At 49.7% G+C, this 23,637-nt stretch carries 21 protein-coding genes; 16 read left to right on the top strand and 5 right to left on the bottom strand.

Annotated features, from left to right (window positions below; genetic code table 11):
* The first annotated feature begins 49 nt into the window (after positions 1 to 49).
* From N530_RS0104130 to N530_RS0104095, 8 genes are all read left to right on the top strand, one after another.
* Positions 50 to 1,156: an ABC transporter permease gene (locus N530_RS0104130; RefSeq protein ID WP_026479683.1), complete on the top strand. Its 1,107-nt coding sequence runs from the start codon at positions 50 to 52 to the stop codon at positions 1,154 to 1,156.
* A gap of 1 nt (position 1,157) precedes the next feature.
* The gene (locus N530_RS0104125; protein ID WP_026479682.1) at positions 1,158 to 1,937 is read left to right on the top strand and encodes an ATP-binding cassette domain-containing protein; all 780 of its coding nucleotides are present in this window, start codon (positions 1,158 to 1,160) and stop codon (positions 1,935 to 1,937) included.
* An 82-nt stretch (positions 1,938 to 2,019) separates the two neighbouring features.
* Positions 2,020 to 3,150, top strand: a complete 1,131-nt coding sequence (locus N530_RS0104120; protein WP_026479681.1) for a Gfo/Idh/MocA family protein — start codon at positions 2,020 to 2,022, stop codon at positions 3,148 to 3,150.
* Positions 3,135 to 5,078, top strand: coding sequence for a 5-dehydro-2-deoxygluconokinase (gene iolC / locus N530_RS0104115; RefSeq protein WP_026479680.1), 1,944 nt, complete (start codon positions 3,135 to 3,137; stop codon positions 5,076 to 5,078). Before N530_RS0104120 ends, iolC begins: the two co-directional genes overlap by 16 nt.
* 9 nt (positions 5,079 to 5,087) lie before the next feature.
* Positions 5,088 to 6,944 (top strand): 3D-(3,5/4)-trihydroxycyclohexane-1,2-dione acylhydrolase (decyclizing), encoded by a 1,857-nt coding sequence (gene iolD, locus N530_RS0104110; protein ID WP_026479679.1) that lies wholly within the window; start codon positions 5,088 to 5,090, stop codon positions 6,942 to 6,944.
* A gap of 25 nt (positions 6,945 to 6,969) precedes the next feature.
* Complete coding sequence (gene iolE, locus N530_RS0104105; protein ID WP_026479678.1) at positions 6,970 to 7,875, top strand: myo-inosose-2 dehydratase; 906 nt, start codon at positions 6,970 to 6,972, stop codon at positions 7,873 to 7,875.
* 22 nt (positions 7,876 to 7,897) lie between these two features.
* Positions 7,898 to 8,695, top strand: a complete 798-nt coding sequence (gene iolB / locus N530_RS0104100; RefSeq protein ID WP_026479677.1) for a 5-deoxy-glucuronate isomerase — start codon at positions 7,898 to 7,900, stop codon at positions 8,693 to 8,695.
* A gap of 31 nt (positions 8,696 to 8,726) precedes the next feature.
* Positions 8,727 to 9,509, top strand: coding sequence for a TIM barrel protein (locus tag N530_RS0104095; RefSeq protein ID WP_026479676.1), 783 nt, complete (start codon positions 8,727 to 8,729; stop codon positions 9,507 to 9,509).
* Here N530_RS0104095 and glp read toward each other — a convergent pair.
* Genes glp through N530_RS0104070 form a run of 5 tightly spaced genes read right to left on the bottom strand, consistent with a single transcriptional unit; the run spans position 9,506 to position 14,984 of the window.
* The gene (gene glp / locus N530_RS0104090; RefSeq protein ID WP_026479675.1) at positions 9,506 to 10,738 is read right to left on the bottom strand and encodes a gephyrin-like molybdotransferase Glp; all 1,233 of its coding nucleotides are present in this window, start codon (positions 10,736 to 10,738) and stop codon (positions 9,506 to 9,508) included. The two genes, N530_RS0104095 and glp, sit on opposite strands and share 4 nt — an antisense overlap.
* Positions 10,738 to 11,223 (bottom strand): cyclic pyranopterin monophosphate synthase MoaC, encoded by a 486-nt coding sequence (gene moaC / locus N530_RS0104085; protein ID WP_026479674.1) that lies wholly within the window; start codon positions 11,221 to 11,223, stop codon positions 10,738 to 10,740. The genes glp and moaC overlap by 1 nt, the downstream gene beginning before the upstream one ends.
* Complete coding sequence (gene trpC, locus N530_RS0104080; RefSeq protein ID WP_155851911.1) at positions 11,223 to 12,035, bottom strand: indole-3-glycerol phosphate synthase TrpC; 813 nt, start codon at positions 12,033 to 12,035, stop codon at positions 11,223 to 11,225. The genes moaC and trpC overlap by 1 nt, the downstream gene beginning before the upstream one ends.
* Entirely contained in the window at positions 12,032 to 13,054 is a 1,023-nt protein-coding gene (gene trpD, locus N530_RS0104075; protein ID WP_026479672.1) for an anthranilate phosphoribosyltransferase, read from the bottom strand. Before trpD ends, trpC begins: the two co-directional genes overlap by 4 nt.
* A 40-nt stretch (positions 13,055 to 13,094) precedes the next feature.
* The gene (locus tag N530_RS0104070; protein ID WP_026479671.1) at positions 13,095 to 14,984 is read right to left on the bottom strand and encodes a peptidylprolyl isomerase; all 1,890 of its coding nucleotides are present in this window, start codon (positions 14,982 to 14,984) and stop codon (positions 13,095 to 13,097) included.
* A 157-nt stretch (positions 14,985 to 15,141) separates the two neighbouring features.
* Between N530_RS0104070 and tpiA the strand changes: the two genes are divergently transcribed.
* The 8 genes from tpiA to N530_RS0104030 all read left to right on the top strand — a co-directional run bounded on the left by tpiA (position 15,142) and on the right by N530_RS0104030 (position 23,571).
* Positions 15,142 to 15,903, top strand: coding sequence for a triose-phosphate isomerase (gene tpiA / locus N530_RS0104065; protein ID WP_026479670.1), 762 nt, complete (start codon positions 15,142 to 15,144; stop codon positions 15,901 to 15,903).
* A gap of 93 nt (positions 15,904 to 15,996) precedes the next feature.
* Complete coding sequence (gene secG / locus N530_RS17390; protein ID WP_035266375.1) at positions 15,997 to 16,365, top strand: preprotein translocase subunit SecG; 369 nt, start codon at positions 15,997 to 15,999, stop codon at positions 16,363 to 16,365.
* A 105-nt stretch (positions 16,366 to 16,470) separates the two neighbouring features.
* Positions 16,471 to 18,111: a CTP synthase gene (locus N530_RS0104055; RefSeq protein ID WP_026479669.1), complete on the top strand. Its 1,641-nt coding sequence runs from the start codon at positions 16,471 to 16,473 to the stop codon at positions 18,109 to 18,111.
* Between the two features lie 185 nt (positions 18,112 to 18,296).
* Entirely contained in the window at positions 18,297 to 19,652 is a 1,356-nt protein-coding gene (locus N530_RS0104050; RefSeq protein WP_018687828.1) for a substrate-binding protein, read from the top strand.
* Positions 19,653 to 19,765: 113 nt separating this feature from the next.
* On the top strand, positions 19,766 to 20,797 hold the full coding sequence (locus tag N530_RS0104045; protein WP_026479668.1) for a branched-chain amino acid ABC transporter permease: 1,032 nt from the start codon (positions 19,766 to 19,768) through the stop codon (positions 20,795 to 20,797).
* A 4-nt stretch (positions 20,798 to 20,801) separates the two neighbouring features.
* Positions 20,802 to 22,007, top strand: a complete 1,206-nt coding sequence (locus tag N530_RS0104040; protein ID WP_026479667.1) for a branched-chain amino acid ABC transporter permease — start codon at positions 20,802 to 20,804, stop codon at positions 22,005 to 22,007.
* Positions 22,008 to 22,018: 11 nt separating this feature from the next.
* Complete coding sequence (locus N530_RS0104035) at positions 22,019 to 22,777, top strand: ABC transporter ATP-binding protein (protein ID WP_026479666.1); 759 nt, start codon at positions 22,019 to 22,021, stop codon at positions 22,775 to 22,777.
* A gap of 38 nt (positions 22,778 to 22,815) precedes the next feature.
* Positions 22,816 to 23,571: an ABC transporter ATP-binding protein gene (locus tag N530_RS0104030; RefSeq protein WP_018687832.1), complete on the top strand. Its 756-nt coding sequence runs from the start codon at positions 22,816 to 22,818 to the stop codon at positions 23,569 to 23,571.
* Positions 23,572 to 23,637 lie beyond the last annotated feature (66 nt).

Below are 23,637 nucleotides of genomic sequence, written 5' to 3'. Positions count from 1 at the left end.
ACTAGGCCATGCATGAGCATGGCCTAGCTTGCAACTCTGGGAGGTGAATATGGACAGTAATGCTGCAAATACAACGGATGAACGGGTCAAAACTGAGTCTTTTGTGACAAAATTTATGAAACGTCCTGAGCTTGGTGCCATGGGCGGTGTCATTCTCGTGACTATCTTCTTTTATATGACCGCTGATAGCGCGATGTTCACGTTATCGGGCACCATGAATTTCATGACACCGGCAGCCCAACTGGGTATTCTGGGTATTGCGGCGGCTATGCTGATGATCGGCGGCGAATTTGACCTTTCGATCGGTTCCATGATTGCTTTTGCCGGTATGATTTTTGGCGTCCTGACCGTTAACTTCGGCCTACCTTTGATATTGGCTATCCCGCTAACGCTTGGAGCAGCTGCATCGGTCGGAGCTGTAAACGGAACAATCGTTATCCGTACAGGATTACCATCATTCATTGTTACGCTTGCTGGTCTATTTATCCTTCGCGGCGTCTCTCTTGTTGGCCTAAAATTCTTTTCGGGCGGCTCCACACAGTTGCGCGGTGTGCGCGATGCTGTTGAAGGTGATCCTTTACTTGAGATTTTCTCTGGCGATGCCTTTGAAGGCATTTTCAGCTACCTCGCAAGCAAAGGTTATATTGAAACCTTCCAGAACGGCGCAGCAAAAATTCCAGGTATTCCTGTTGAAATCCTATGGTTTATCCTTCTTGCAATTGTCGCAACTTACGTGCTGCTTCGCACCCCAGCGGGCAACTGGATATTCGCAACAGGTGGTGATTCCAATGCGGCATCCAACTCTGGTGTTCCTGTCAAAAAAGTGAAAATCTCACTCTTTATGTTGACCGCAATGGCCGCTGCTCTTGTCGCAATCATCACCGTTATTGATGCAGGTTCTACCGATGCTCGCCGCGGTTTCATGAAAGAATTTGAAGCAATCATTACCGCAGTTATTGGTGGTTGTTTGCTGACAGGTGGATATGGCTCGGCCATTGGTGCCTTCTTCGGCGCGATCATTTTCGGCATGGTAACGATTGGTCTAACTTACACCGATTTCGACCAAGACTGGTTCCAAGTGTTCTTAGGCGGCATGCTTTTACTCGCCGTGGTGTTCAACAACGTTATCCGCAAACGCGTGACAGGGGAGCACTAATATGACCAATACGATCATTCATATGGAAGGCATCAAGAAGCATTTTGGCAATGTTATTGCACTCAATGGCGTAACCTTTGATGTAAGTTCTGGCGAATGCCACTGTCTTTTAGGCGATAATGGCGCGGGCAAATCTACCTTCATTAAAACCATGTCGGGCGTTCATAAGCCCACCGAAGGAACGATAACATTTGAAGGCAAACCACTCTCCTTCGGCTCGCCGCGCGATGCAATGGAGGCTGGAATTGCCACAGTGTTTCAAGATTTGGCAATGATCCCGCTAATGAGCGTGACCCGAAACTTCTTTATGGGGCGTGAGCCAACCAAGGGTAGAGGTCTTTTAAAACGGTTCGATGTGGATGCGGCCAATGAGATCTGCATGGAAGAGATGCGCAAAATGGGCATCAACCTGCGTGCACCAGATCAAGCTGTTGGCACGCTTTCAGGCGGCGAACGTCAAACGGTTGCGATTGCGCGTGCCGTATATTTCGGGGCGAAAGTCTTGATCTTAGACGAGCCAACCTCTGCGCTTGGCGTGCGCCAAACGTCGAACGTGCTCTCAACGATTGACCGCGTTCGTGGTCAAGGCATTGGCGTGGTCTTCATTTCGCACAATGTGCGGCATGCCATGGCTGTTGGGGACCGTTTCACCGTTCTCAACCGTGGGCAAACTCTTGGTACGGCCAAGAAAGATGAGATTACGTCGGCTGAGTTGCAAGACCTGATGGCAGGTGGCCAAGAACTAGCAAAGCTAGAAGGCTCATTGGGCGGCACTATTTAAAAAACACGCATAGCAACCCAGCGTCTTGTTGGGTTGCTGCATTTTTTTCATCTATTGGGCCGCTTGGCCACTGGAAATGAACATGTCAAACTTGCCAAAAAAATCCCTCGGTGTTGCGCTGATCGGTACAGGCTTCATGGGAAAATGCCATGCCATGGCATGGAACAATGTGTCGACAGTCTTTGGCGGCGCGCGTCCACGGCTTGTGGTTTTGTGCGATGTAAATAAGGCGGCAGCTAACAACCATGCTGAACAATTCGGTTTTGAGCGCGCCACAACAGACTGGAAGGGTGCGCTTGCTGACCCAGATGTAGATATCGTATCTATTACGACGCCAAACGGGTTTCACCGCCCGATGGCAGAAGCCGCACTTAAAGCTGGCAAACATGTGTGGCTCGAAAAGCCAATGGCACTGACGCTCGAAGATGCGCAAGCGATGATGGATACGGCAGCGCAATATCCAGACCAAATCACCATGCTGGGATACAACTACCTACGCAGCCCATCCTTCAAAGCGGCTTGCAGCATGATTCAAAAAGGCGAAATCGGCGCTCTGCACACCTTTCGCGGCGTGTATGACGAAGATTATTCTGCTGACCCTGATCTGCCGTGGTCTTGGCGTATGACGCATGAAGGCGGTGGCCTTGGCGCGCTCGGTGATTTGGGCTGCCATCTTGTAAGCCAAATGGTTGCTTTAATGGGGCCAGTTGCCGAGCTAACAGCGCAATCACATATCGCTATTCCTCAGCGCAGTTCGCCTGATGGTCCAAAAGCCGTTGAGAATGAAGATAGCGCAATGGCTATGCTGAAGTTTGTGTCCGGCGCACAAGGATCATTTGCGACATCACGTATAGCAAGAGGCCGTAAATGCCGCCTGCAATGGGAAATACATGGGTCCGATGGCACAATCATATTTGACCAAGAAAATATGAACGAATTGTGGGTCCACAAATCGGGTGATGCGGGTTTTACACGCCATCTTAGCGGTCCCGAACAGCCTGAATTTGCAAATTTTTGCCCTGCATCAGGGCATAATTTTGGATTTAACGAACAAAAGATCGTCGAAGCGCGCGATCTGCTTGCAGCAATTGCAGGCGATCACAATGTAGGTCCGAATTTCAAGCAAGGGCTGGAAATTGAGCGGATCATTCACGCAATGTCGGCGTCGCAAGGATGCCCTGTTATTCTGGATAGACCATGGCAAAAGATATAGATGTAATTACAATTGGCCGTTCAAGCGTTGATTTATATGGCGCGCAGATTGGTGGACGCTTGGAGGATATGGGTTCCTTTGAGAAATATATCGGCGGATCACCAACCAATATTGCATGCGGCACATCGCGGCTAGGTTTGAAAACAGCCCTGATTAGCCGCGTCGGCGATGAGCACATGGGACGCTTCATATTAGAGCAACTCGCGCGTGAAAATGTGTGTACGGACGGCGTTGTGACCGATCCTGAACGCCTGACGGCTTTGGTGATTTTGGGCATTCGCGACGAGGAACAATTCCCGCTGATTTTCTACCGTGAAAATTGTGCCGATATGGCGCTGTGCGAAGATGATATTGATGAGGCATTTATCAAACGCGCGCGAGCGCTGGTGGTAACCGGAACGCATTTATCCAACCCACGCACGGCCGCAGCTGTGATCAAAGCGCTAAAGATAGCGCGTGAACATGGCATACGCACAGCGCTCGATATTGATTACCGACCAAACCTTTGGGGTGTTGCAGGGCATGGCGACGGCGAAAACCGCTTTGTCGAAAGCCAAGCTGTCACGGACAAGCTTTTGGCGACGCTACATTATTTTGATCTGATTGTTGGCACCGAAGAAGAGTTTCATATTGCTGGTGGATCTAGCGATACGCTTGAGGCGCTGCGCACAGTGCGCACGAAATCTCCTGCCACACTGGTGTGTAAACGCGGCGCTCTTGGAGCTTCGGCTTTTGAAGGCGCAATCCCTGCCAGCCTTGATGATGGGCAGATAGGTGAGGGCTTTCCCATTGAGGTCTTCAATGTGCTCGGTGCAGGCGATGGGTTCTTCTCAGGCTTGCTCAAAGGCTGGATGGAAGCGGATAGCCTTAACACGGTGAATTGGCCAACAGCGCTCAAATACGCCAATGCCTGCGGTGCCTTTGCGGTATCGCGTCACGGCTGCACACCTGCCTATCCAAGTGTGGAGGAACTTAATCTCTTCCTTGAGCGCGGCGTTGTGCAAAAGGATCTGCGTAACGATCCTGTGTTGGAACAAATCCATTGGTCTACCACGCGCCATACACGTAATTCTGGCGATTGGTCATCGATGCGGGTTTTTGCCTTTGATCACCGCCTGCAGCTTGAAGAAATGGAAGGCTATTCCATTGATAAAGCGGGCGCCTTTAAAGAGCTGTGCTTAAAAGCTGCATTGGACGTGCAAAACGGCGAAACTGGCTACGGCATCTTGTGTGACAGCCGGATTGGCAAATCAGCGCTGCATGCTGCCTCTGGTTCCGGTCTTTGGATTGGACGCCCTACGGAATGGCCAGCATCACGGCCATTGACGTTGGAGCCTGAGCTTGGTTCTGATTTCGGCGGTTTGAACGAATGGCCGCGTGAAAACGTGATCAAATGCCTATGCTTTTGCCATCCTGACGACGATGCACAAACACGCGCAAACCAAGAGGAAACTGTGAAACGCCTGTTTGATGCAGGACGCCGCAATAATCTTGAATTCTTACTGGAAGTCATTCCATCCAAGGTTGGGCCTGTTACTCCCGACACGACCGCAACCTTGATCCGGCAGTTCTACGAGGCAGGTGTTTATCCTGACTGGTGGAAGCTGGAACCGATGGCAGACGCGGAAGGCTGGTCTGCCGCCGTGGCTGCCATCGAAGAGTACGATATGCACACCCGTGGAATTGTGGTTCTGGGCTTGGATGCCCCGGAAGCCGAGCTTGCAAAGAGTTTTGAGATCGCTGCCAGCTATCCATTGGTCAAAGGGTTTGCCGTTGGACGCACGATTTTTGGCGATGCAGCACGCGCTTGGATGACGGGCCAGATTGATGATGCCGCGGCTATTCAACAAATGAGCGCTCGATATAGCCAATTGTGTAAAGTGTGGGACACTGCCCGATCAAACGCCCGCCTGAACAAGGCTGGTTAAGGAGACAAAATGAGTAAAACCATTCGACTAACAGCTGCCCAAGCGATGATCAAATGGCTCTCTGTCCAAATGACATCCGAGGGTGAGCGCTATATTGACGGTATGTGGGCCATATTTGGTCACGGCAATGTCGCAGGTATCGGCGAGGCGCTGCATGCCTATCGCGATGTGTTTCCTACATGGCGTGGTCAAAACGAGCAAACAATGGGCCATGCGGCTATTGCCTATGCCAAGGCGAAAAAACGCACGCGCGCAATGGCTCTAACATCTTCTATTGGCCCAGGTTCAACAAACCTTGTCACAACCGCAGCGCTTGCGCATGTCAATCGTCTTCCGGTTCTAATCGTAGCAAGCGATGTCTTTGCCAACCGCAGACCCGACCCTGTGTTGCAACAAATCGAAGATTTCGACGATGGAACGGTTTCGGCCAATGATTGCTTGCGTCCAGTTTCGCGTTATTTTGACCGCATTACACGGCCAGAACAACTTCTAACGGCGTTGCCACGTGCGATGCGTGTATTGACCGATCCGGCTAATTGCGGGCCAGTTACGCTAAGCTTTTGCCAAGACGTACAAACAGAGGCCTATGATTACCCTGAAGCTTTCTTTGATCAAAAGTCATGGCGCATTCGTCGCCCTGAACCTGATGCAGAGGAGCTGTCCCATGTGGCAAATCTCATCAAATTGGCCAAAAACCCCGTAATCATTGCTGGTGGTGGTGTAATTTATGCTCAAGCAGAAGAGACGCTTGCAGCATTTGCGGTCAAGCACAACATTCCGGTGACTGAAACGCAGGCAGGTAAATCTGCTCTCGCACAAAGTCATCCAATGAATTTTGGCGCAAGTGGCGTAGACGGATCTGCTGCTGCCAATGCAGCCTTGACAGAGGCCGATCTTGTGATTGGTGTTGGCACACGCTTGCAAGATTTCACAACGGGATCGCGCACATTATTTAATGAAAACGCAACGCTCGTGTCGATTAATATTCACGGCTATGATGCGGCTAAACACGCCTCAGAAAGCCTTGTTGCTGATGCCAAAATCGCGCTTGAAAAGCTCTCGCAAGCTATTCCTGATTACAAGGCACAAACACCCAATTTGGATGCGCGTGCAGACTGGCTACGTGCTGTAGACGTTTATTGCGCACGCCCCGAAGATCAGGCGGCCAAACCGACAGACGGCCAAGTCATTGGCGCAGTACAACGCGCAGCAACTGACAAGACCGTTGTAATGTGTGCGGCTGGCACAATGCCCGGCGCACTCAAACTCCTATGGCAACCCGCTCAAGGCGGTTATCACATGGAGTACGGTTTTTCATGCATGGGCTATGAGATCGCCGGCGCTATGGGGATCAAACTTGCAGCACCTGAGCGTGAAGTGATCTGTTTTATCGGCGACGGTTCCTACATGATGGCGAACTCGGAACTGGCAACGGCCGTTATGCGGGGGATTCGGTTCACGGTCGTGCTGACAGACAATGCGGGCTATGGCTGTATCAACCGTTTGCAAACGCTGGGCTGTAGCGGTGAGCCGTTCAACAATATGTATGTCGATTGCAACATCGAGACACAGCCCAACATTGATTATGTGGCGCATGCAGCAAGCATGGGCGCGCATGCGGTTAAAGTATCAGGCACCGACATGTTAGAGGCGGAAGTTAAAGCGGCCCGTAGCCGTAATATTCCGACCGTGATTGTCATCGATACCACGGCAAAAGACTTTCCCGGAACAGGGATAGAAACAACCGCAGGTCCGCACGGCTTCTTCTGGGATGTCGCTGTACCTGAAGTTTCTGAACGCCAAGAACAGCGTGAGCGCTACCTTTTATATCTTGACCAAATTGCTCGTCAGAGCCGCGTCAATTAACACACAATTTCCGGAGACAAGAGCCATGATTCAATTTGGCACGAACCCTATTGCATGGGCGAATGATGATGACCAAAGCCTTGGCGCGCATGTTCCAACGACACAAATCTTAGAGGAGGCGGGGCGTCAAATTTTCTTTGATGGAATAGAGAATGGCCACCGTTGGCCGCAGGATGATCCAAAAGCCCTCAAAGAGCTGCTAAATAGCTATGGATTGCAATTCATTACAGGTTGGCATTCACTCAATGTGCTTACCAATTCGATTGAGGATGAAAAGCTGGCTATTCAGCCACACCTCGACAAGCTCAAATATAATGGCTGCAAAGTCTGTATCGCTTGCGAGACTTCCAACACGATCCAAGGCGAGGTTAAACCATTATCTGAGCGCCCGACATTAGATGCCGCAGCTATGACCGATTTTGCTAACCGCGTGGAAGAAATTGCGGCCTATTGTGCAGATCAGGGCATTGATTTGGTGTACCATCACCACATGGGAACCGTGGTGCAAAGCCCAGAAGACATTGATGCATTTATGGCCGCAACGGCGGCAGCTGGCGGTGCAACCAAGCTTTTGTTTGACGCAGGCCATTGTTATTTTGGCGGCGGAGATCCCGTCGAAGTGCTCAAAAAACACGCTAGTCGTGTACGTCATTTCCATGCCAAGAACGTGCGTCCATCTGTGCGCGAAGTTGTCGAGCGTGACGGCTGGTCATTTATGGAAGGCGTGCGCGGCGGTGTATTCACAGTGCCGGGCGATCAAGAGGGGGCCGTGGAATTTGGACCGCTTTTGCAAATACTAAAAGAGCATAATTATGATGGCTGGATCGTGATTGAAGCAGAGCAAGACCCAGCATTGCGCAATCCACTATTATATCAGACCCTTGGTCTGGCGACGCTGAAACGTCTCGCACGCGAAACGCAACTTATCTAAGCCAAAGTAAGGAACTTCTATCATGCCTGATCTTCTCAAACATCCATTTGGCGCCCATGGAAAAGTGCACCAGATAACGCCCCAAAGCGCGGGCTGGCGTTATGTGGGGTTTGATCTTTACCGCCTGCGGGCAGGTGAGACAGTTGCAGATGTTACAGGGCAAGATGAGATCATCCTCGTCATGGTAGAAGGCAAGGCGAAAATTCACGCAGCTGGAAAAAACTGGGGTGAATTGGGTGAGAGGATGAATGTGTTTGAAAAGACACCGCCGCATTGTCTTTACGTTCCAAACGACAGTGACTGGACGCTTGAAACCACAACTGATGCAACCATTGCCGTGTGTAAGGCACCGGGAAAATCGGGGCATGAGGCACGCCGCATTGGCCCAGATGGCATCACACTGACACAGCGCGGCGAAGGCTCAAACGCCCGCCACATCAATAATATTGCAATGGAAAACGAAGACTATTGCGATAGCCTTCTGGTGACAGAAGTGTTCACGCCTGCTGGCAATTGGTCATCCTACCCAAGCCACCGCCATGATGAAGATGATTTCCCGCGCATCACCTATCTTGAAGAGACTTATTATCACCGCCTGAACCCTGCTGATGGTTTTGGCATCCAGCGTGTCTATACCGATGATCTAAGCCTCAATGAAACCATGGCTGTGCATGATCATGATGTTGTATGTGTTCCGCGCGGCCATCACCCTTGCGGCGCACCACACGGATTTGAGATGTATTATCTCAACGTCATGGCTGGACCGCGCCGCGCATGGCGCTTTGTTGCCGCACCCAATGTGGAACACTTGATGAAATAATGGGCTGCAAGCCAATTAGAAAGAAGCCAGAATGACCCAGCCTTTCGAACTCGCTGTTTGCGCCGAAATGATTTGGACTGATAAACCCATTGAATGGCGTGCCGCTCGTTTGAACGAACGGGGGCTTGGGGTCGGATTGTGGAACTACAATAATCATTGTTTGAAAAAGCTTGAATCTGTCGGTGCCAACTACACCATCATGAATGGCTATCTTGAAGGACGGCTGGCTGACGATGAGGGTGCTGATCTGCTGCTAAAATCGGTTCGTGAAACTGTGCAGGTGGGCAAGCGCCTTGGTGTGGATCGTCTAAATTTACATGGCACAGCGCTCGGTGACGGCGGCATTCCAATTTGGCAGCACGATGTGACGGATGGGGCAATGTGGCTCAAAGCCCGCGATACACTCAACCGCATTTGTGATTTAGCCGACGACGAATCTGTGGTGTTTACGCTTGAAAACCTGAATTTTCTCGATCACCCCGGTTGTCCGTTTGGCTCAACCAAGGATGTTCTTGCACTTGTGTCATCCATCAACCGTCCTCAATTGCGCATCAATCTTGACCTTTATCACACGCAAATCGGCGAGGGCGATCTTATCCGTTGGTGCGAGAAATGTCTGCCATGGATTGGAGAAGTTCAAGTCGCCGATAATCCGGGACGATATGAACCTGGCACAGGCGAGATCAACTACAAGGCCGTTGCGCAAAAACTAAACAAAATCGGATATAATGGACCGGTAAGCATGGAAGCCTACGCTGCAGGTGATAGCGATGCTGCCGTGGACGCATTTATTGAGGCTTTCACGCTGGCTTAACGACCAATTGGTGTGAGTGCAATGAACTCAACGTCATCGCCTGCAATCGCTGCGGGCGCATCAATGGGGCGCACAACAAGACCATTGGCATTGGCGTAAAAAGAGATGATCGAAGAATCCTGATTTTCAAAAACGGACGCTTCAAACCCTGAATCTGTGCGCTTGATCATCGCGCGGGCATATTGCTCACGGTTGCCATTGGCTTTAATCGGACCTGTCAGTTTTGCTTTCTGGCGAACTTGATTATAGCTGCGTCCACCCAGTGCGCAGATCAGCGGCACACCAAATAAATGTGTGCAAACGAGGCTAGAAACCGGATTTCCAGGCAAGCCGAGAATACGCATATTGCCAAGTTTGCCAAACATCAGCGGCTTTCCGGGCTGCATGGCAATCTTCCAGAAATCAAGTTCCATACCAGCGGATATGAAGACTGAGCGCACCAGATCATGCTCGCCGACAGAAGCACCGCCAAGTGTGATTAGCACATCACATTGCGAATCAATGGCGCTCTGCAAAGCATTTTTAAGCGACTTTTCGTCATCGCGCGCAATGCCAAGATCGATGACTTCTGCATGATATTCAGACGCGATTGCGCCCACACCATAAGCGTTTGAGGCAATGATTTGTCCGGGCTTTAAAGTTGAACCGGGAGCAAGCAATTCATCACCTGTCGCTAAAATTCCGATGCGCGGTTTTTTATAGACGGGCAGGGATGCATGGTTTCCAGAAGCTGCCAAGCATAACGCCCCCGCATCAAGAACGCGCCCTTGAGAAAGCAAAATATCACCATCAGAGAAATCTAAACCAGCAGGGCGCACATAAGTGCCGCTAGTAACAGTTTCGGTCACTGTGATAAGGCTTTCGCCTGCAGGCTCTGCATCTTCCTGAATAAGAATGGCATCCGTACCATCAGGTAGCGGTGCACCTGTGAAAATGCGCACACATTCGCCAGCGCCAACCACACCGTCAAACATATAGCCGGCAGCAACGTCGCCAATCACTTTGAGCGTTGCACCTGCATGGGCAGCATCAAGCGCACGAACGGCATAACCATCCATGGCAGATGCGGCAAAGGGCGGCTGTGTTCGTTTGGCAAACAAGTCGGAGGCAAGAATGCGGTTATGGGCGTCTTCTAGGGCAATGGTCTCAACGCCAAGCGGCTCAGCGCCATGCAAAAGCAGCGCAAGCGCTTCATCAACAGGTAAAAGCGGTTTGCGAGTAGCCGACATTACGCCCCGCGTGTCCAAGTGCCGGACTTGCCACCTGTTTTAGAAATCAGCTTAATAGCGCCAATTTCCATGTCTTTTTCGAGCGCTTTGGCCATATCATAAATCGTAAGACAAGCAACAGAAACAGCCGTTAGCGCTTCCATTTCAACGCCTGTTTTACCAGATAGGCTCACTGTCGCCGTTACAGATAGACCTGTAAAATCAGTACCTTGATCTATATCGATATTGATTTTGGACAACATAAGCGGATGGCAGAGCGGAATAAGCTCATGCGTTTTTTTTGCCGCCATGATACCGGCAATACGCGCCGTGCCGATCACATCGCCTTTTTTTGCGTCACCTGCTAAAATGGCGGCGAGCGTATCAGCGCTCATTGTGACACGGCCACTGGCAACAGCTTCTCGGCGCGTTACATTTTTGTCCGCCACATCCACCATATGGGCCGAACCGTCGCCAGTGAGGTGGGTGAGCTTATCGCCAGCCATTACGCAGCAGTTTCGCGTGTTTGTGTGAGTAATGTGCGTGTGGCTTCGGTCACATTTTCTTGCCGCATCAGGCTTTCACCAACAAGAAAACTTGTGATGCCTGATGTTTTCAGCCGCGCACAGTCATCAGGTGTGAAGATGCCGCTTTCGCCAACAAGCAAACGGTCATCCGGCACCATTTTTGAAAGCGTTTCGCTTACCTCTAAAGACACTTCAAAGGTGCGCAAATTGCGGTTGTTAATGCCAAGAAGTTTGGAATCAAGCTTTAGCGCCCGTTCCATCTCGGCTTCATCATGCACTTCTATCAGCGCATCCATGCCAAGCGCGAATGCTGTATCTTCAAGCGATTTTGCCAGATCATCGCTGACACTTGCCATAATGATCAAAATAGCATCAGCGCCCCAATTTCGCGCCTCATAAACCTGATAAATATCATGCATAAAGTCTTTGCGCAGCGCCGGAATACTGACCGCAGCACGCGCATTGGTCAAAAATTCAGGTGCACCTTGGAATGAAGGCTTGTCTGTTAAAACAGAAAGACAGGCAGCGCCGCCTTGTTCATAGGCTTTTGCAAGAGCAGGCGGGTCAAAATCTTCGCGAATCAAGCCTTTTGATGGGCTGGCCTTTTTAATTTCTGCGATTAGGCCATAATTTCCCGCATCACGTTTGGCATATAATGCGTTTAAAAAACCGCGTGGTGCTTCGACATCGCCAATTTGTGCCTTGAGCTCGCCAAGAGGCAGCACAGCCTTTGCTGCGGCGATCTCTTCAAGCTTATAGGCTTCGATCTTGCTTAGAATATCAACCATCAGCTCATAGCCTTTCCATTGGAAACAGCGATCACATTGTTTAGAACGTTCAAAGCAGCGCCGCTATCGAGCGCCTTTTGTGATTGCGCAATGCCGTCCTTCAAATCAGATGCGTGACCAGCAACAACCAAACCAGCACCAGCATTCAAACACGCAATATCGCGGTAGGCATTCTTCGCGCCTTTAAGAACGTCCATCAACGCTGCTGCATTGTAAGCTGGTTCGCCGCCCTTCAAATCATCAATCGTCACGCGCGCAAGCCCAACATCCTCTGGTGTGATTTCAAACTCAGTGATTTGACCGTCTTTAAGCTCCACAACTTGCGTTGTGCCAGCCGTGGTCAATTCATCAAGACCGTCACCATAAACCACCCAAACATGTTTTGAGCCCAATTGCTTAAGCGCATGGGCAATGGGTAAGAGCCATTTAGGATCGAACACGCCAACCAGTTGACGGGTCACACCTGCCGGATTTGAAAGCGGGCCAAGTAAGTTGAAAATTGTACGGGTTCCAAGCTCAACACGGCTTGGACCAACATGGCGCATAGCTGCATGGTGCATTGGCGCAAACATAAAACCCAGACCTGCTTCGGCAATTGAACGGCCAATGGTTTTGGCGTCCGCATCAATATTGACACCGAGATGAGAAAGCGCGTCCGCAGTGCCAGACTTTGAGGAGAGGGATCGATTGCCGTGCTTGGCTATTTTAACGCCTGCACCCGCTGCAATAATCGCCGCGCAGGTGGAGATGTTATAACTGCCAGAATTATCGCCGCCTGTGCCCACAATATCGACAGCACCTTCAGGCGCATCCACTTTCAGCATTTTAGAACGCATCGTGGAAACCGCACCATTGATTTCCTCAACGGTTTCACCGCGCACGCGCAAAGCCATCAAAAAGCCTGCAATCTGCGACGGCGTAGCATCGCCAGACATCATTATACCGAACGCTTCACGGGCCTCTTCAACACTTAAAGAAGCGCCGTCTGCCACTTTTGCGATGATAGGTTTTAGGCCGCTCATATTCTTCTCAATTAAATATCTGTTTTAAGTCTGCGCCCGGTCATTGAAGGAGCGCAGCTTGAATTGCTGATTGATTGATGGAAACAGGAAATTCATTCTGCAAACGGCCAACAAGCTGGTCGAGGAGATCATTGCCAACAGCACTATTTACAGCTGCTGTTTCTTGATCTGAGAGCGTTTCACCATTTCCAAGCGGAGTATTGATCGCCTGTATTTTGAAAACCAAACGGCGATTACCTGTCGCAGCTTCTGCAACGGCAACACCTTGCGGGCCGACGGCGAAAATTTCACCCACACCCGCATTACCAAAATCGGCATCATCAGCATTGCGCGCAACGCCAAATTTGCTTTCAACAGGGTATGACTTTTCCGCTGCAAGCGCGTTCATATCACCGCCATCGCGGATTGCGGATGCAAGGCGCTCTGCCTCTGCACTTAATTGTTTGGATTTTTCCGCAATCAGCCAATCGGCCTGTACGCGGTCTTTGACTTCATCGAAATCACGATCACGGGATTCTTCAACCTTGGTAACTTCGTACCAAATAAAGCCATCACGTCCCGCATTAAGCGGCTGATTTTCAGTATTTTCTTCAGCTTCGAAAACCGCTTGGATAATAGCTGATTTTTCATCGCCTATATCGACTGATTGGCCATTATTGTTCAAACCTTGGCGATCAACCAATTCAAAGGTTGTGACCTCAAGCTTTTGTTTTGAAGCTGCTTCATCCAGCGAATCGCCGCCAGCACGCGCATCCTCATAGCCATCATGAACATTTAGCAAAATATCCTGCGCTTCAACGAGCGCCATATCACGGCGAATTTCATCGCTAACAGCAGCGAAGGGTTTAACGTCTTCTTTTATGATTTCCGACACGCGAATAAGAATTGGTCCAAACAGGCCATCAATCACCGGACTAATATCAGTTGTTGATGCAAGTTCGAAAGCAGCCTCGCCAATTTCAGTGCTTGGCGCATCAGCTTTAGAAAACGTACCGAGCGTTACGTCAGACATTGAACGGCCAGCAGCTTCAACAGCTGCCTCAAATGTTTCACCAGCTAGAATACGCTCACGCGCAACATTAGCAGCTTCTTTATCGTCAAAAACGAGCTGCTGAATAGTGCGTGTTTCAGGTGTCGAATACAGATCTTGATTATTGTCATATTCAGCACGCACATCATCCATTGCAATATCATCTGGATTAGCAAGCGTTTGCGCCGTGAGTGTTACAACTTTGAATGTACGATATTCTGGCGCGCGGTAATCGGCTTTATTTTCTTCGAAAAACGCTTTCAAAGCTTCATCATCGGCCATTTCGATTTCAGCCAAGCTTTGCTCATCAATGGAAATATATTGCACATCACGCGTCTGGCCCTGAAACTGAAACAATGCATCAAGGAATGTTGTAGGCGCTGTCATGCCATCTGAAACAGCTTCAGCGACTTGCTGACGTATTGCAGCTTGCTGGCGGCTGACAATGTAATCTTGTTCACGCATGCCAACATTGTTGAGCACAGCACGAAACTGTCCGCGGTCAAACTGGCCGCTCAAACCTTGAAACGCTTCATCTTCGGCAATCAAACTGGCAAGACGGTCTTCGGAGAGGCCAAGCTTCATCACACGGGCTTGCTCATCTAAAACAGCACCGCCGACCAAACGACCAAGAACTTGTCCGTCTATACCGAACAGGCGCGCTTGCTCATTTGAGATGCGCTGCCCTAGGCGTTGCGAAAGAACCGAAATTTGTCGGTCATATGCAAGACGATACTCGGTCGCCGTTACTTTGGTATTTCCAGCCTCAATAACGGTCGTGCCGCCAATATTGCCATTCAGTTGATCGGCTATGCCCCAAACGGCAAAGCTGAGCACCAGCAACAACAACAATATTTTAGCAACCCAGCCCTTGGACGCATCACGCAGCGTACTTAACATTTAAACCTCTAGCGAATTGATTTGGTTCAATGCTTTTATGAATGCTTTGCGCCAGAAGCAAGGAGGTTCGGGCTTTAAAGCTGATCACAAACACGCTAGCTATCAATAAATTGCGCTAAACAGGCAAAATAATGCCCATAATTGGATGAAAATAAAGATGGCTACTACTCCAAAACCACTCATTGCAGGCAATTGGAAAATGAACGGCGTCACCAGCGGGCTAACCGCATTACGCACAATTGCTGAGGGTGTAAGCAAACATACCGATAAACTTGATGGTCTGATTTGCTTGCCAGCAACGATGCTTGAGCGCGGAACGCGGCTATGCAACGGCACATCGCTTTTACTCGGTGGACAAGATTGTCACTTTGAACAATCCGGCGCACATACCGGCGACATTTCGGCTGACATGCTCAAAGATGCAGGCGCAAGCCATGTTATATTGGGCCATTCTGAACGCCGGGCTGACCATGATGAAACAAATACGGACGTGCTTAAGAAGTCTTTGGCGGCCTATGAAACAGGCATGTGCGCGATTATTTGTGTGGGAGAAACACGCCAAGAGCGCGAAGAGGGCCGGGCGATGGAAATCGTCAGCACGCAGCTAGAAGGCTCAATGTCTAAAGATGCAAACAGCCAAAACACAATTATTGCTTACGAACCAGTATGGGCCATTGGAACTGGCTTAGTGCCGTCAAACCACGACATTGAAGACATGCATGCGCACATAAGACAAAAATTGTCAGAACGTTACGGCGTTGAAGGCGAAAACATGCGCATTTTGTATGGCGGCTCACTAAAACCTTCCAATGCAGCCGAAATTCTGCGTACAAAGAACGTCAATGGCGGTCTAATTGGCGGTGCGAGCTTGAAATCTGATGATTTTCTAGCCATCTGTGACGCAGTACCAAACAGTTAAGTCAGCGCAATCTGCGATAAATCTTACCGCTACGCCTTGGCATGCTTGGATATAGCATGTATGGACGCGCCGGAAATCTAACGGAATAAGTTTATGGAAAACGTCCTTATAGTCATTCACCTGATCGTCGTTATCGCGCTGGTGATCGTTGTACTCCTTCAGCGTTCTGAAGGCGGCGGTCTAGGCATTGGCGGCGGCGGTGGCGGCGGCATGATGAGCGCACGCGGCGCAGCTGATACGCTAACCCGCACAACTGCAATCCTTGGCGCAGCGTTTTTCTTTACGTCTGTAGCATTGGGCGTGGTTGGCCGTTACGGCACGAACCCAACAGATATTTTGGACCGTATTGGTAATTCACCAATTGAATCACAAAGTGGTGTCCCGACAGAGGGCGGCATTCTTGATCAACTTGGCGGCGCACAAACAGCTCCTGAAGGCGGTTCCTCCGTACCAACGGAATAATTTTCACGAAACACTTTTTTAAATGCCGGTTTTCCACCGGCATTTTTTTTGAGAATTGATTTTTTCTTTGCCAAACAACACAAACCATTTTAAGCGTTAACTCCCATGGCACGATATGTTTTTATTACTGGTGGCGTGGTTTCTTCCCTTGGAAAAGGTATTGCAGCTGCAGCTTTAGGCGCACTCTTACAGGCGCGGGGTTATTCCGTTCGGCTTAAAAAGCTGGACCCATACCTCAACGTCGATCCGGGCACGATGTCGCCCTATCAGCATGGTGAGGTTTTTGTCACCGATGACGGGGCTGAAACCGATCTTGATCTTGGTCATTATGAGCGCTTTACAGGCCGCTCGGCCAATCAGAAAGACAACATCACCACGGGCCGAATCTACCAAGATATCATCACCAAAGAGCGCCGCGGCGACTATCTTGGTGCAACGGTACAGGTTATTCCGCACGTTACCAATGAAATCAAAGACTTCGTGCTGGCAGGCAATGATGACTATGATTTTGTGTTGTGCGAAGTTGGCGGCACTGCCGGTGACATTGAGGCGATGCCATTCATGGAAGCCATTCGCCAGCTGGGCAATGATTTGCCACGCGGCAATGCTGTCTATGTGCACCTAACGCTTATGCCGTGGATTCAGGCCGCGGGCGAACTCAAAACAAAGCCAACGCAGCACTCTGTTAAAGAACTGCGCTCAATTGGTATCGCACCGGATATTTTGCTTGTGCGCGCAGACCGCGAAATTCCGCAGTCTGAACGTCGTAAATTGTCTTTGTTCTGTAATGTGCGCGAATCAGCCGTTATTCAGGCGCTTGATGTGAAATCCATCTATGATGTGCCAAAAGCCTATCATGAAGAGGGACTTGACCAAGAAGTTCTGTCTGCATTTGGCATTGAGCCTGCGCCGCAGCCACGCATGGATGTTTGGAACGATATATCTGACCGTATTCACAACCCTGATGCGGAAGTCACAATTGCTATTGTGGGCAAATATACAGGCCTGAAAGACGCCTATAAATCGCTGATGGAAGCGTTGACGCATGGCGGCATCGCGAATCGCGCCCGTGTAAAACTCGAATGGATCGAATCAGAAGTATTCGAATCAGAAGATCCGTCTCCGCATCTCGAAAATGTGCATGGTATTCTCGTACCAGGTGGTTTTGGCGAACGGGGTGCAGAAGGCAAAATCAAAGCGGCACAATTTGCACGCGAGCATAAAGTGCCATATTTCGGCATTTGTTACGGCATGCAGATGGCCGTGCTTGAAGCTGCGCGTAATTTGGCAGGCATTCAAGATGCACGCTCCAGCGAATTTGACACCAATGAAAATGGTACAAATGTCGTTGGCATCATGACGGAATGGCTCAAGGGAAACCGCCTTGAAAAGCGTGAAGAAGCTGGCGATCTTGGCGGCACAATGCGCCTTGGTGCCTATCCTCATCCTTTGAAAGAGGGCAGCCATATTGCTGAAATATATGGCAAAAACGATGTGAGCGAACGTCACCGCCACCGCTACGAAGTCAATCTGGACTTTAAAGAGCAGTTGGAAGAGGCAGGCCTTATCTTCTCTGGCATGTCACCTGATGGCTTACTACCGGAAACCATCGAATATCCAACAGACGTGCATCCTTGGTTTATCGGTGTTCAGTATCACCCTGAATTAAAGTCACGCCCATTTGAGCCACATCCGCTATTCTCCAGTTTCATTGAAGCTGCGTTGAAACAAAGCAGGCTCGTTTAACTGATTTTGCGCCTTGTCAGTTCTCTGATCGGGCGCAATTCGGCACTTTTGTGGTTAAAATGCGACTAACCACAACGTAAGTCGCATAGATTTTATTTTAGAAATGCGGTTTCTTCCATCCAAGGCTACGAATCTAGCCTGCTGTAACTCGGGAGGGGTTATGGCGGAACATAGGGAGGAACTATATGTCCAATTTTCAATTTACACGTCGTGGATTGATCAAGGCAGCGGCTGCTACAGGCGCTGGTTTGGCAATGCCTACGATTATTTCACCTGCTTTTGCACAAACGCAGGCAGGTTACACAAATGCACCAACTGGCGGCACCGTTACTTTCGGTTTTAACGTACCTCAAACAGGTGCCTATGCAGACGAAGGCTTAGACGAACTTCGTGCTTATGAGTTGGCTGTCGAGCATCTAAACGGTGTTGGCGACGGCGGCATGATGAACACATTCTCATCAAAAGCCCTCAAAGGTAACGGTATTCTCGGCAAAAAAGTACAATATGTAACAGGCGACACACAAACCAACACAGATGCAGCCCGTTCATCCGCACGTTCGCTTATCGAAAAAGATAAGGCTGTTATGATCACTGGTGGATCATCTTCAGGTGTTGCGATTGGCGTTCAAGGTCTTTGCCAAGAAGCCGGCATTATCTTCATGGCTGGTTTGACACACTCAAACGACACAACTGGTAAAGACGGCAAAGCCAACGGTTTCCGCCACTTCTTCAACACTGAAATGTCTGGTGCGGCGCTAGGCCCAATCTTAGAGAAAGCTTACGGTAAAGACCGTAAAGCGTATCACCTAACAGCTGACTACACATGGGGCTATTCACAAGAAAGCTCGATGAAAACCTATACCGAGGCTCTTGGTTGGGAAACGGTTGAGACCGTTAAAACCCCCGTTGGTGCTGGCGATTTCTCATCCTATATCGCACCCGTTCTAAACTCTGGTGCCGATACGCTCATCTTGAACCACTACGGCGGTGACATGGTGAACTCGCTCACACAGGCTGTTCAGTTCGGCCTTCGTGATAAGCAGGTTAACGGCAAAGACTTCACAATTATCGTACCACTTTATTCTCGCCTGATGGCGCGTGGTGCTGGTGAAGCTGCTAAAGGCATTTTTGGCTCAACCAACTGGCATTGGTCTTTGACAGACGAAGGCTCAAAAGCATTCGTTAAATCCTTTGGCGAAAAGTTTGGCTACCCGCCATCACAGGCTGCACACACATGTTATGTTCAAGCAATTCTTTATGCTGATGCTGCTGAACGTGCGGGCACATTTAACCCGTGCGGCATTGCTGAAGCTTTGGAAGACTTTGAGTTTGACGGCATGGGCAATGGTGCAACACTTTACCGCGCTGGCGACCACCAGTGCTTTAAAGACGTTCTCGTTGTGAAGGGTAAAGAAAACCCAACATCAGAGTTCGACTTGCTCGAAGTTGTGGAAATCACACCACGTGCTCAAGTTGAGTATGCACTGGATCACCCTGATTTCGCTGGACGCGACATGGGTAAATGTAACCCAGGCGCATAAGACTTAATGGCTTAGGCCATGAGTTCTACATTTTGGTCCGCGTGGATATTTCCGCGCGGCCCCTTGATGAACTGTATTTTCCCTTTTGAACAAGCACTTTGACAGGTCTCTCAATGGACGCCCTCATTATTCAAATATTAAACGGGTTAGACAAAGGCAGCGCCTATGCACTTATTGCGCTTGGCTTGACTTTGATCTTCGGCACACTTGGCGTTGTAAACTTCGCCCACGGTGCGCTTTTCATGCTCGGCTCATTCTGCGCTGTAACCATATCAAGACTGTTTCAAATCAGCTATGTTGTAATCGATGAGACAAAAACTGATTTTCTAGGCAATCCGCTTAAGGTGAAAATGCCTTATGTGAGCGATTGGTTTGGTCCTGAGGTTGGCGCTTGGATCATTGATTGGTCTGTTCCCTTATCAATAATATTCGCCATCCCGATCATGGTTTTGATAGGCGTTACGATAGAGCGCGGCCTGATTAAGCACTTTTATAAGCGGCCGCATGCCGACCAGATTCTGGTGACATTTGGCTTAGCAATTGTCCTACAGGAAATTGTGAAATATTTCTTTGGTGCAAACCCAATTCCAATGCCTGCACCTGATGCATTTAAAGGCTCATTGGACTTTGGCGCTTTGATCGGCATGCAAAGCAGCTCGATCATCTATCCATATTGGCGTCTGATCTACTTCGCCTTTGCTGGCGTACTCATCACATCCGTATTTTGTTTCTTGCAATTTACAACATTTGGAATGGTCGTGCGCGCAGGCATGGCAGACCGTGAAACTGTTGGCCTTTTGGGCATCAACATCGATAAGCGCTTCACCATTATGTTTGGTATTGCCGCCGCTGTCGCAGGTCTGGCTGGTGTTATGTACACGCCAATCAATTCACCCAATTACCATATGGGTATGGACTTTCTGGTTCTTAGTTTTGTTGTTGTTGTGGTTGGCGGTATGGGCTCACTGCCGGGCGCCGTTCTTGCAGGCTTCCTGCTCGGCATTCTGGAGAGTTTTGCGTCCACAACTTGGGCATCAAATATGCTGCCGGGAATCAACCAAATTATCATTTATCTCGTTGCTATTATTGTGCTTTTGACCCGTCCGCGCGGTCTCATGGGGCGCAAAGGCGTTATGGAGGAATAGGCTCATGTTGGGGCTACATAAAAAGGATCTAAACCTCCTTCTCATTGTCATGGTGCTGGCATTATTCGCACCATTCATCTTAAATCCGTTTCCGACAGACAGTGCCTTGGCGCAGTTCAATGCCGGTTACCCAGACCTGATGCAACGATTTGTTATCTTCGGCATCTTCGCAATCGGCTTCAATATTCTCTTTGGCTTGACCGGATATCTATCCTTTGGTCACGCTGCGTTCTTAGGTATTGGCTCATATAGCTGTGTGTGGATGTTCAAACTGCTCAGCTACAATGTTGTGCCAGGAATTTTGCTCTCCGTCATTATGGCTGGCATATTCTCGGTTGCGATCGGCTTTATCAGTCTTAGGCGTTCAGGCATTTACTTCTCGATTTTGACACTTGCTTTTGCGCAAATGTCATTCGCGATTGCTTATTCTGTACTTTCAAATCCGGCCTTTAACCTCACCAATGGTGAAACCGGTTTGCAAGTTTACGCCAGTGATCCGCAATGGTTGCAATCAGCCAGCGCGCCAAATGCACCGCATTTGTTCGGTTTGCCAATGCGCGCAACAGAAACACTGACGGTTGGCGGCTGGGATTTCCAGTTTAACGTTGGCTATTACATGTGCGCGATCATCATGATTTTAGCATTCTACCTGTCTATCCGCATCTTCCGCTCTCCATTCGGCTTGATGTTGCGGGCGGTGAAGTCAAACCAACAACGCATGATTTATACCGGATTGAACACTAAGCCTTATACGCTTGCAGCTTTTATCATCTCGGGCATGTATGCCGGATTGGCTGGCGGGCTTCTATCGGCAATGGATCCACTTGCAGGTGCTGAACGCATGCAGTGGACCGCATCAGGCGAGGTGGTCTTGATGACTATTCTTGGCGGCGCGGGCACATTGATTGGTCCAGTGCTTGGCGCAGGTTTTATCAAATATTTTGAAAACATCTTTTCCAAGATCAATGACAATATTCTGCATCAATGGTTCTCAGCTTTGCCAGATGGTCTTGAAGATTTACTCATCACGATCGTTCACCCATTCATTGGTAAGGGCTGGCACCTCACTCTAGGTCTTATGTTCATGATGGTCGTGATCTTCTTGCCTGGCGGTCTTGTTGAAGGCGGGCAACGCATTGGCGCAATGTTCAAGCGCAAGCCCAAAGACACCAATGGCGGCCTGTCCGCTCCAGCAACACCAGCCGAATAGGGGGATTTAACGTGGGTATTCTCGAAGTTAAAAACGTCAATAAACGCTTCGGCGGTCTTCAAGCGCTGGGCGATGTTAATCTGGACATTCAAGAAAACACGGTTCACGCGATTATCGGTCCAAACGGGGCCGGTAAATCGACACTGCTTAACTGCCTGATTGGAAAACTAGCACCAGACACAGGTTCGGTCACTTTTGATGGTCAACCAGTGCTCGGCTTAAAACCGCACCAAATCAACCAGTTGGGCATTAGCCGCGTCTTTCAGACACCTGAAATTTTCAGTGATCTAAGCGTGTTGGAAAACGTGCTTATTCCGTGTTTTGCAAAACGCGATGGTTCGTTTCGAATGAATGCAATTGGCACCGTCGGCAATGAAACGGACGTCATGGCGACGGCTAAAAAAATGCTCGATGATGTGAATATGCTCGATAAGAAAGATGTCTTGTCGGGTGCATTGTCGCGCGGTGATAAACGCCGGTTGGAAATGGCGATGTGTCTTGTGCAAGAGCCAAAACTTTTGCTGCTGGATGAGCCAACGGCCGGCATGGCACGCGCCGATACAAACAACACAATCGAGCTTTTAAAAGAAATCAAAGCCAGCCGCGACATAACTATGGTAATTATCGAACACGATATGCACGTGGTTTTCTCGCTTGCACAGCGCATCACCGTACTCGCGCAGGGCAGGCCACTGGTTGAGGATACGCCTGAAAAAATCAAAGGCCATCCAAAAGTAAAAGAAGCATATCTGGGTGAGACAGCGGCTTAAAGCCAGACACACTCAATTTGACAATAAGGTTATAGGTAATGAACGCGATGCCGGAATTTGATAAAAACGCCAACCATGCTGCAACGGCGCCAGCCTATCTGTCTGTTCACGATCTGCATGCATATTATGGCGAGAGCTACATCGTTCAAGGTGTGAGCTTTAACGTTCATGAGGGCGAGATTATCGCTCTTCTGGGCCGTAATGGTGCAGGCAAAACGTCAACGCTTAGAGCCATAGCAAGGCTCGATTCGCCCGAAGCTCGGCGCGGCGAAATTTGGCTCGACCATAAACCACTGCACCAGATGAAAAGCCATCAGGCTGCGGTTGCCGGTATCGGCCTTGTGCCAGAAGATCGGCGCATTATTGCCGGCTTGACTGTCGAAGAAAACTTGCAGTTGGCGCAAATTGTTGAACCAATCGGCTGGTCGATTGAGCGCCTATATGATCTGTTTCCACGCTTGGGTGAACGCCGTAAACAGGAGGGTGTAACGCTTTCTGGCGGTGAACAACAAATGCTGGCCATTGCGCGCGCGCTAGCCCGTGACATCAAAGTGTTGTTGCTCGATGAGCCTTACGAAGGCCTTGCACCCGTGATCGTGCAGGAGATCGAAAAAACCCTCAATATTATCCGCGATCAGGGCATGACAACCATTCTGGTAGAGCAAAATGCCATTGCCGCACTCAAACTCGCTGACCGCGCACTTATTCTCGACACAGGAACGCTCGTATATGATGGCCTTGCTAAAGACGTGCTTGAGAATGAGCAATTACGAAATGAATATCTCGCGATTTAAATGGTGTTGGAGATCATGCCTACGCAACTTTTGAGCCTATAATAAGGCTCATTTTGCCAGAATTTA

Origin of the sequence: Ahrensia sp. 13_GOM-1096m (genome assembly GCF_000620605.1) — a bacterium.
GTDB classification, from domain to species: Bacteria; Pseudomonadota; Alphaproteobacteria; order Rhizobiales; family Rhizobiaceae; genus Ahrensia; species Ahrensia kielensis.
The sequence above is the reverse complement of the archived record's forward strand: the minus strand, read 5'-3'. Positions and strand labels throughout refer to the sequence as shown.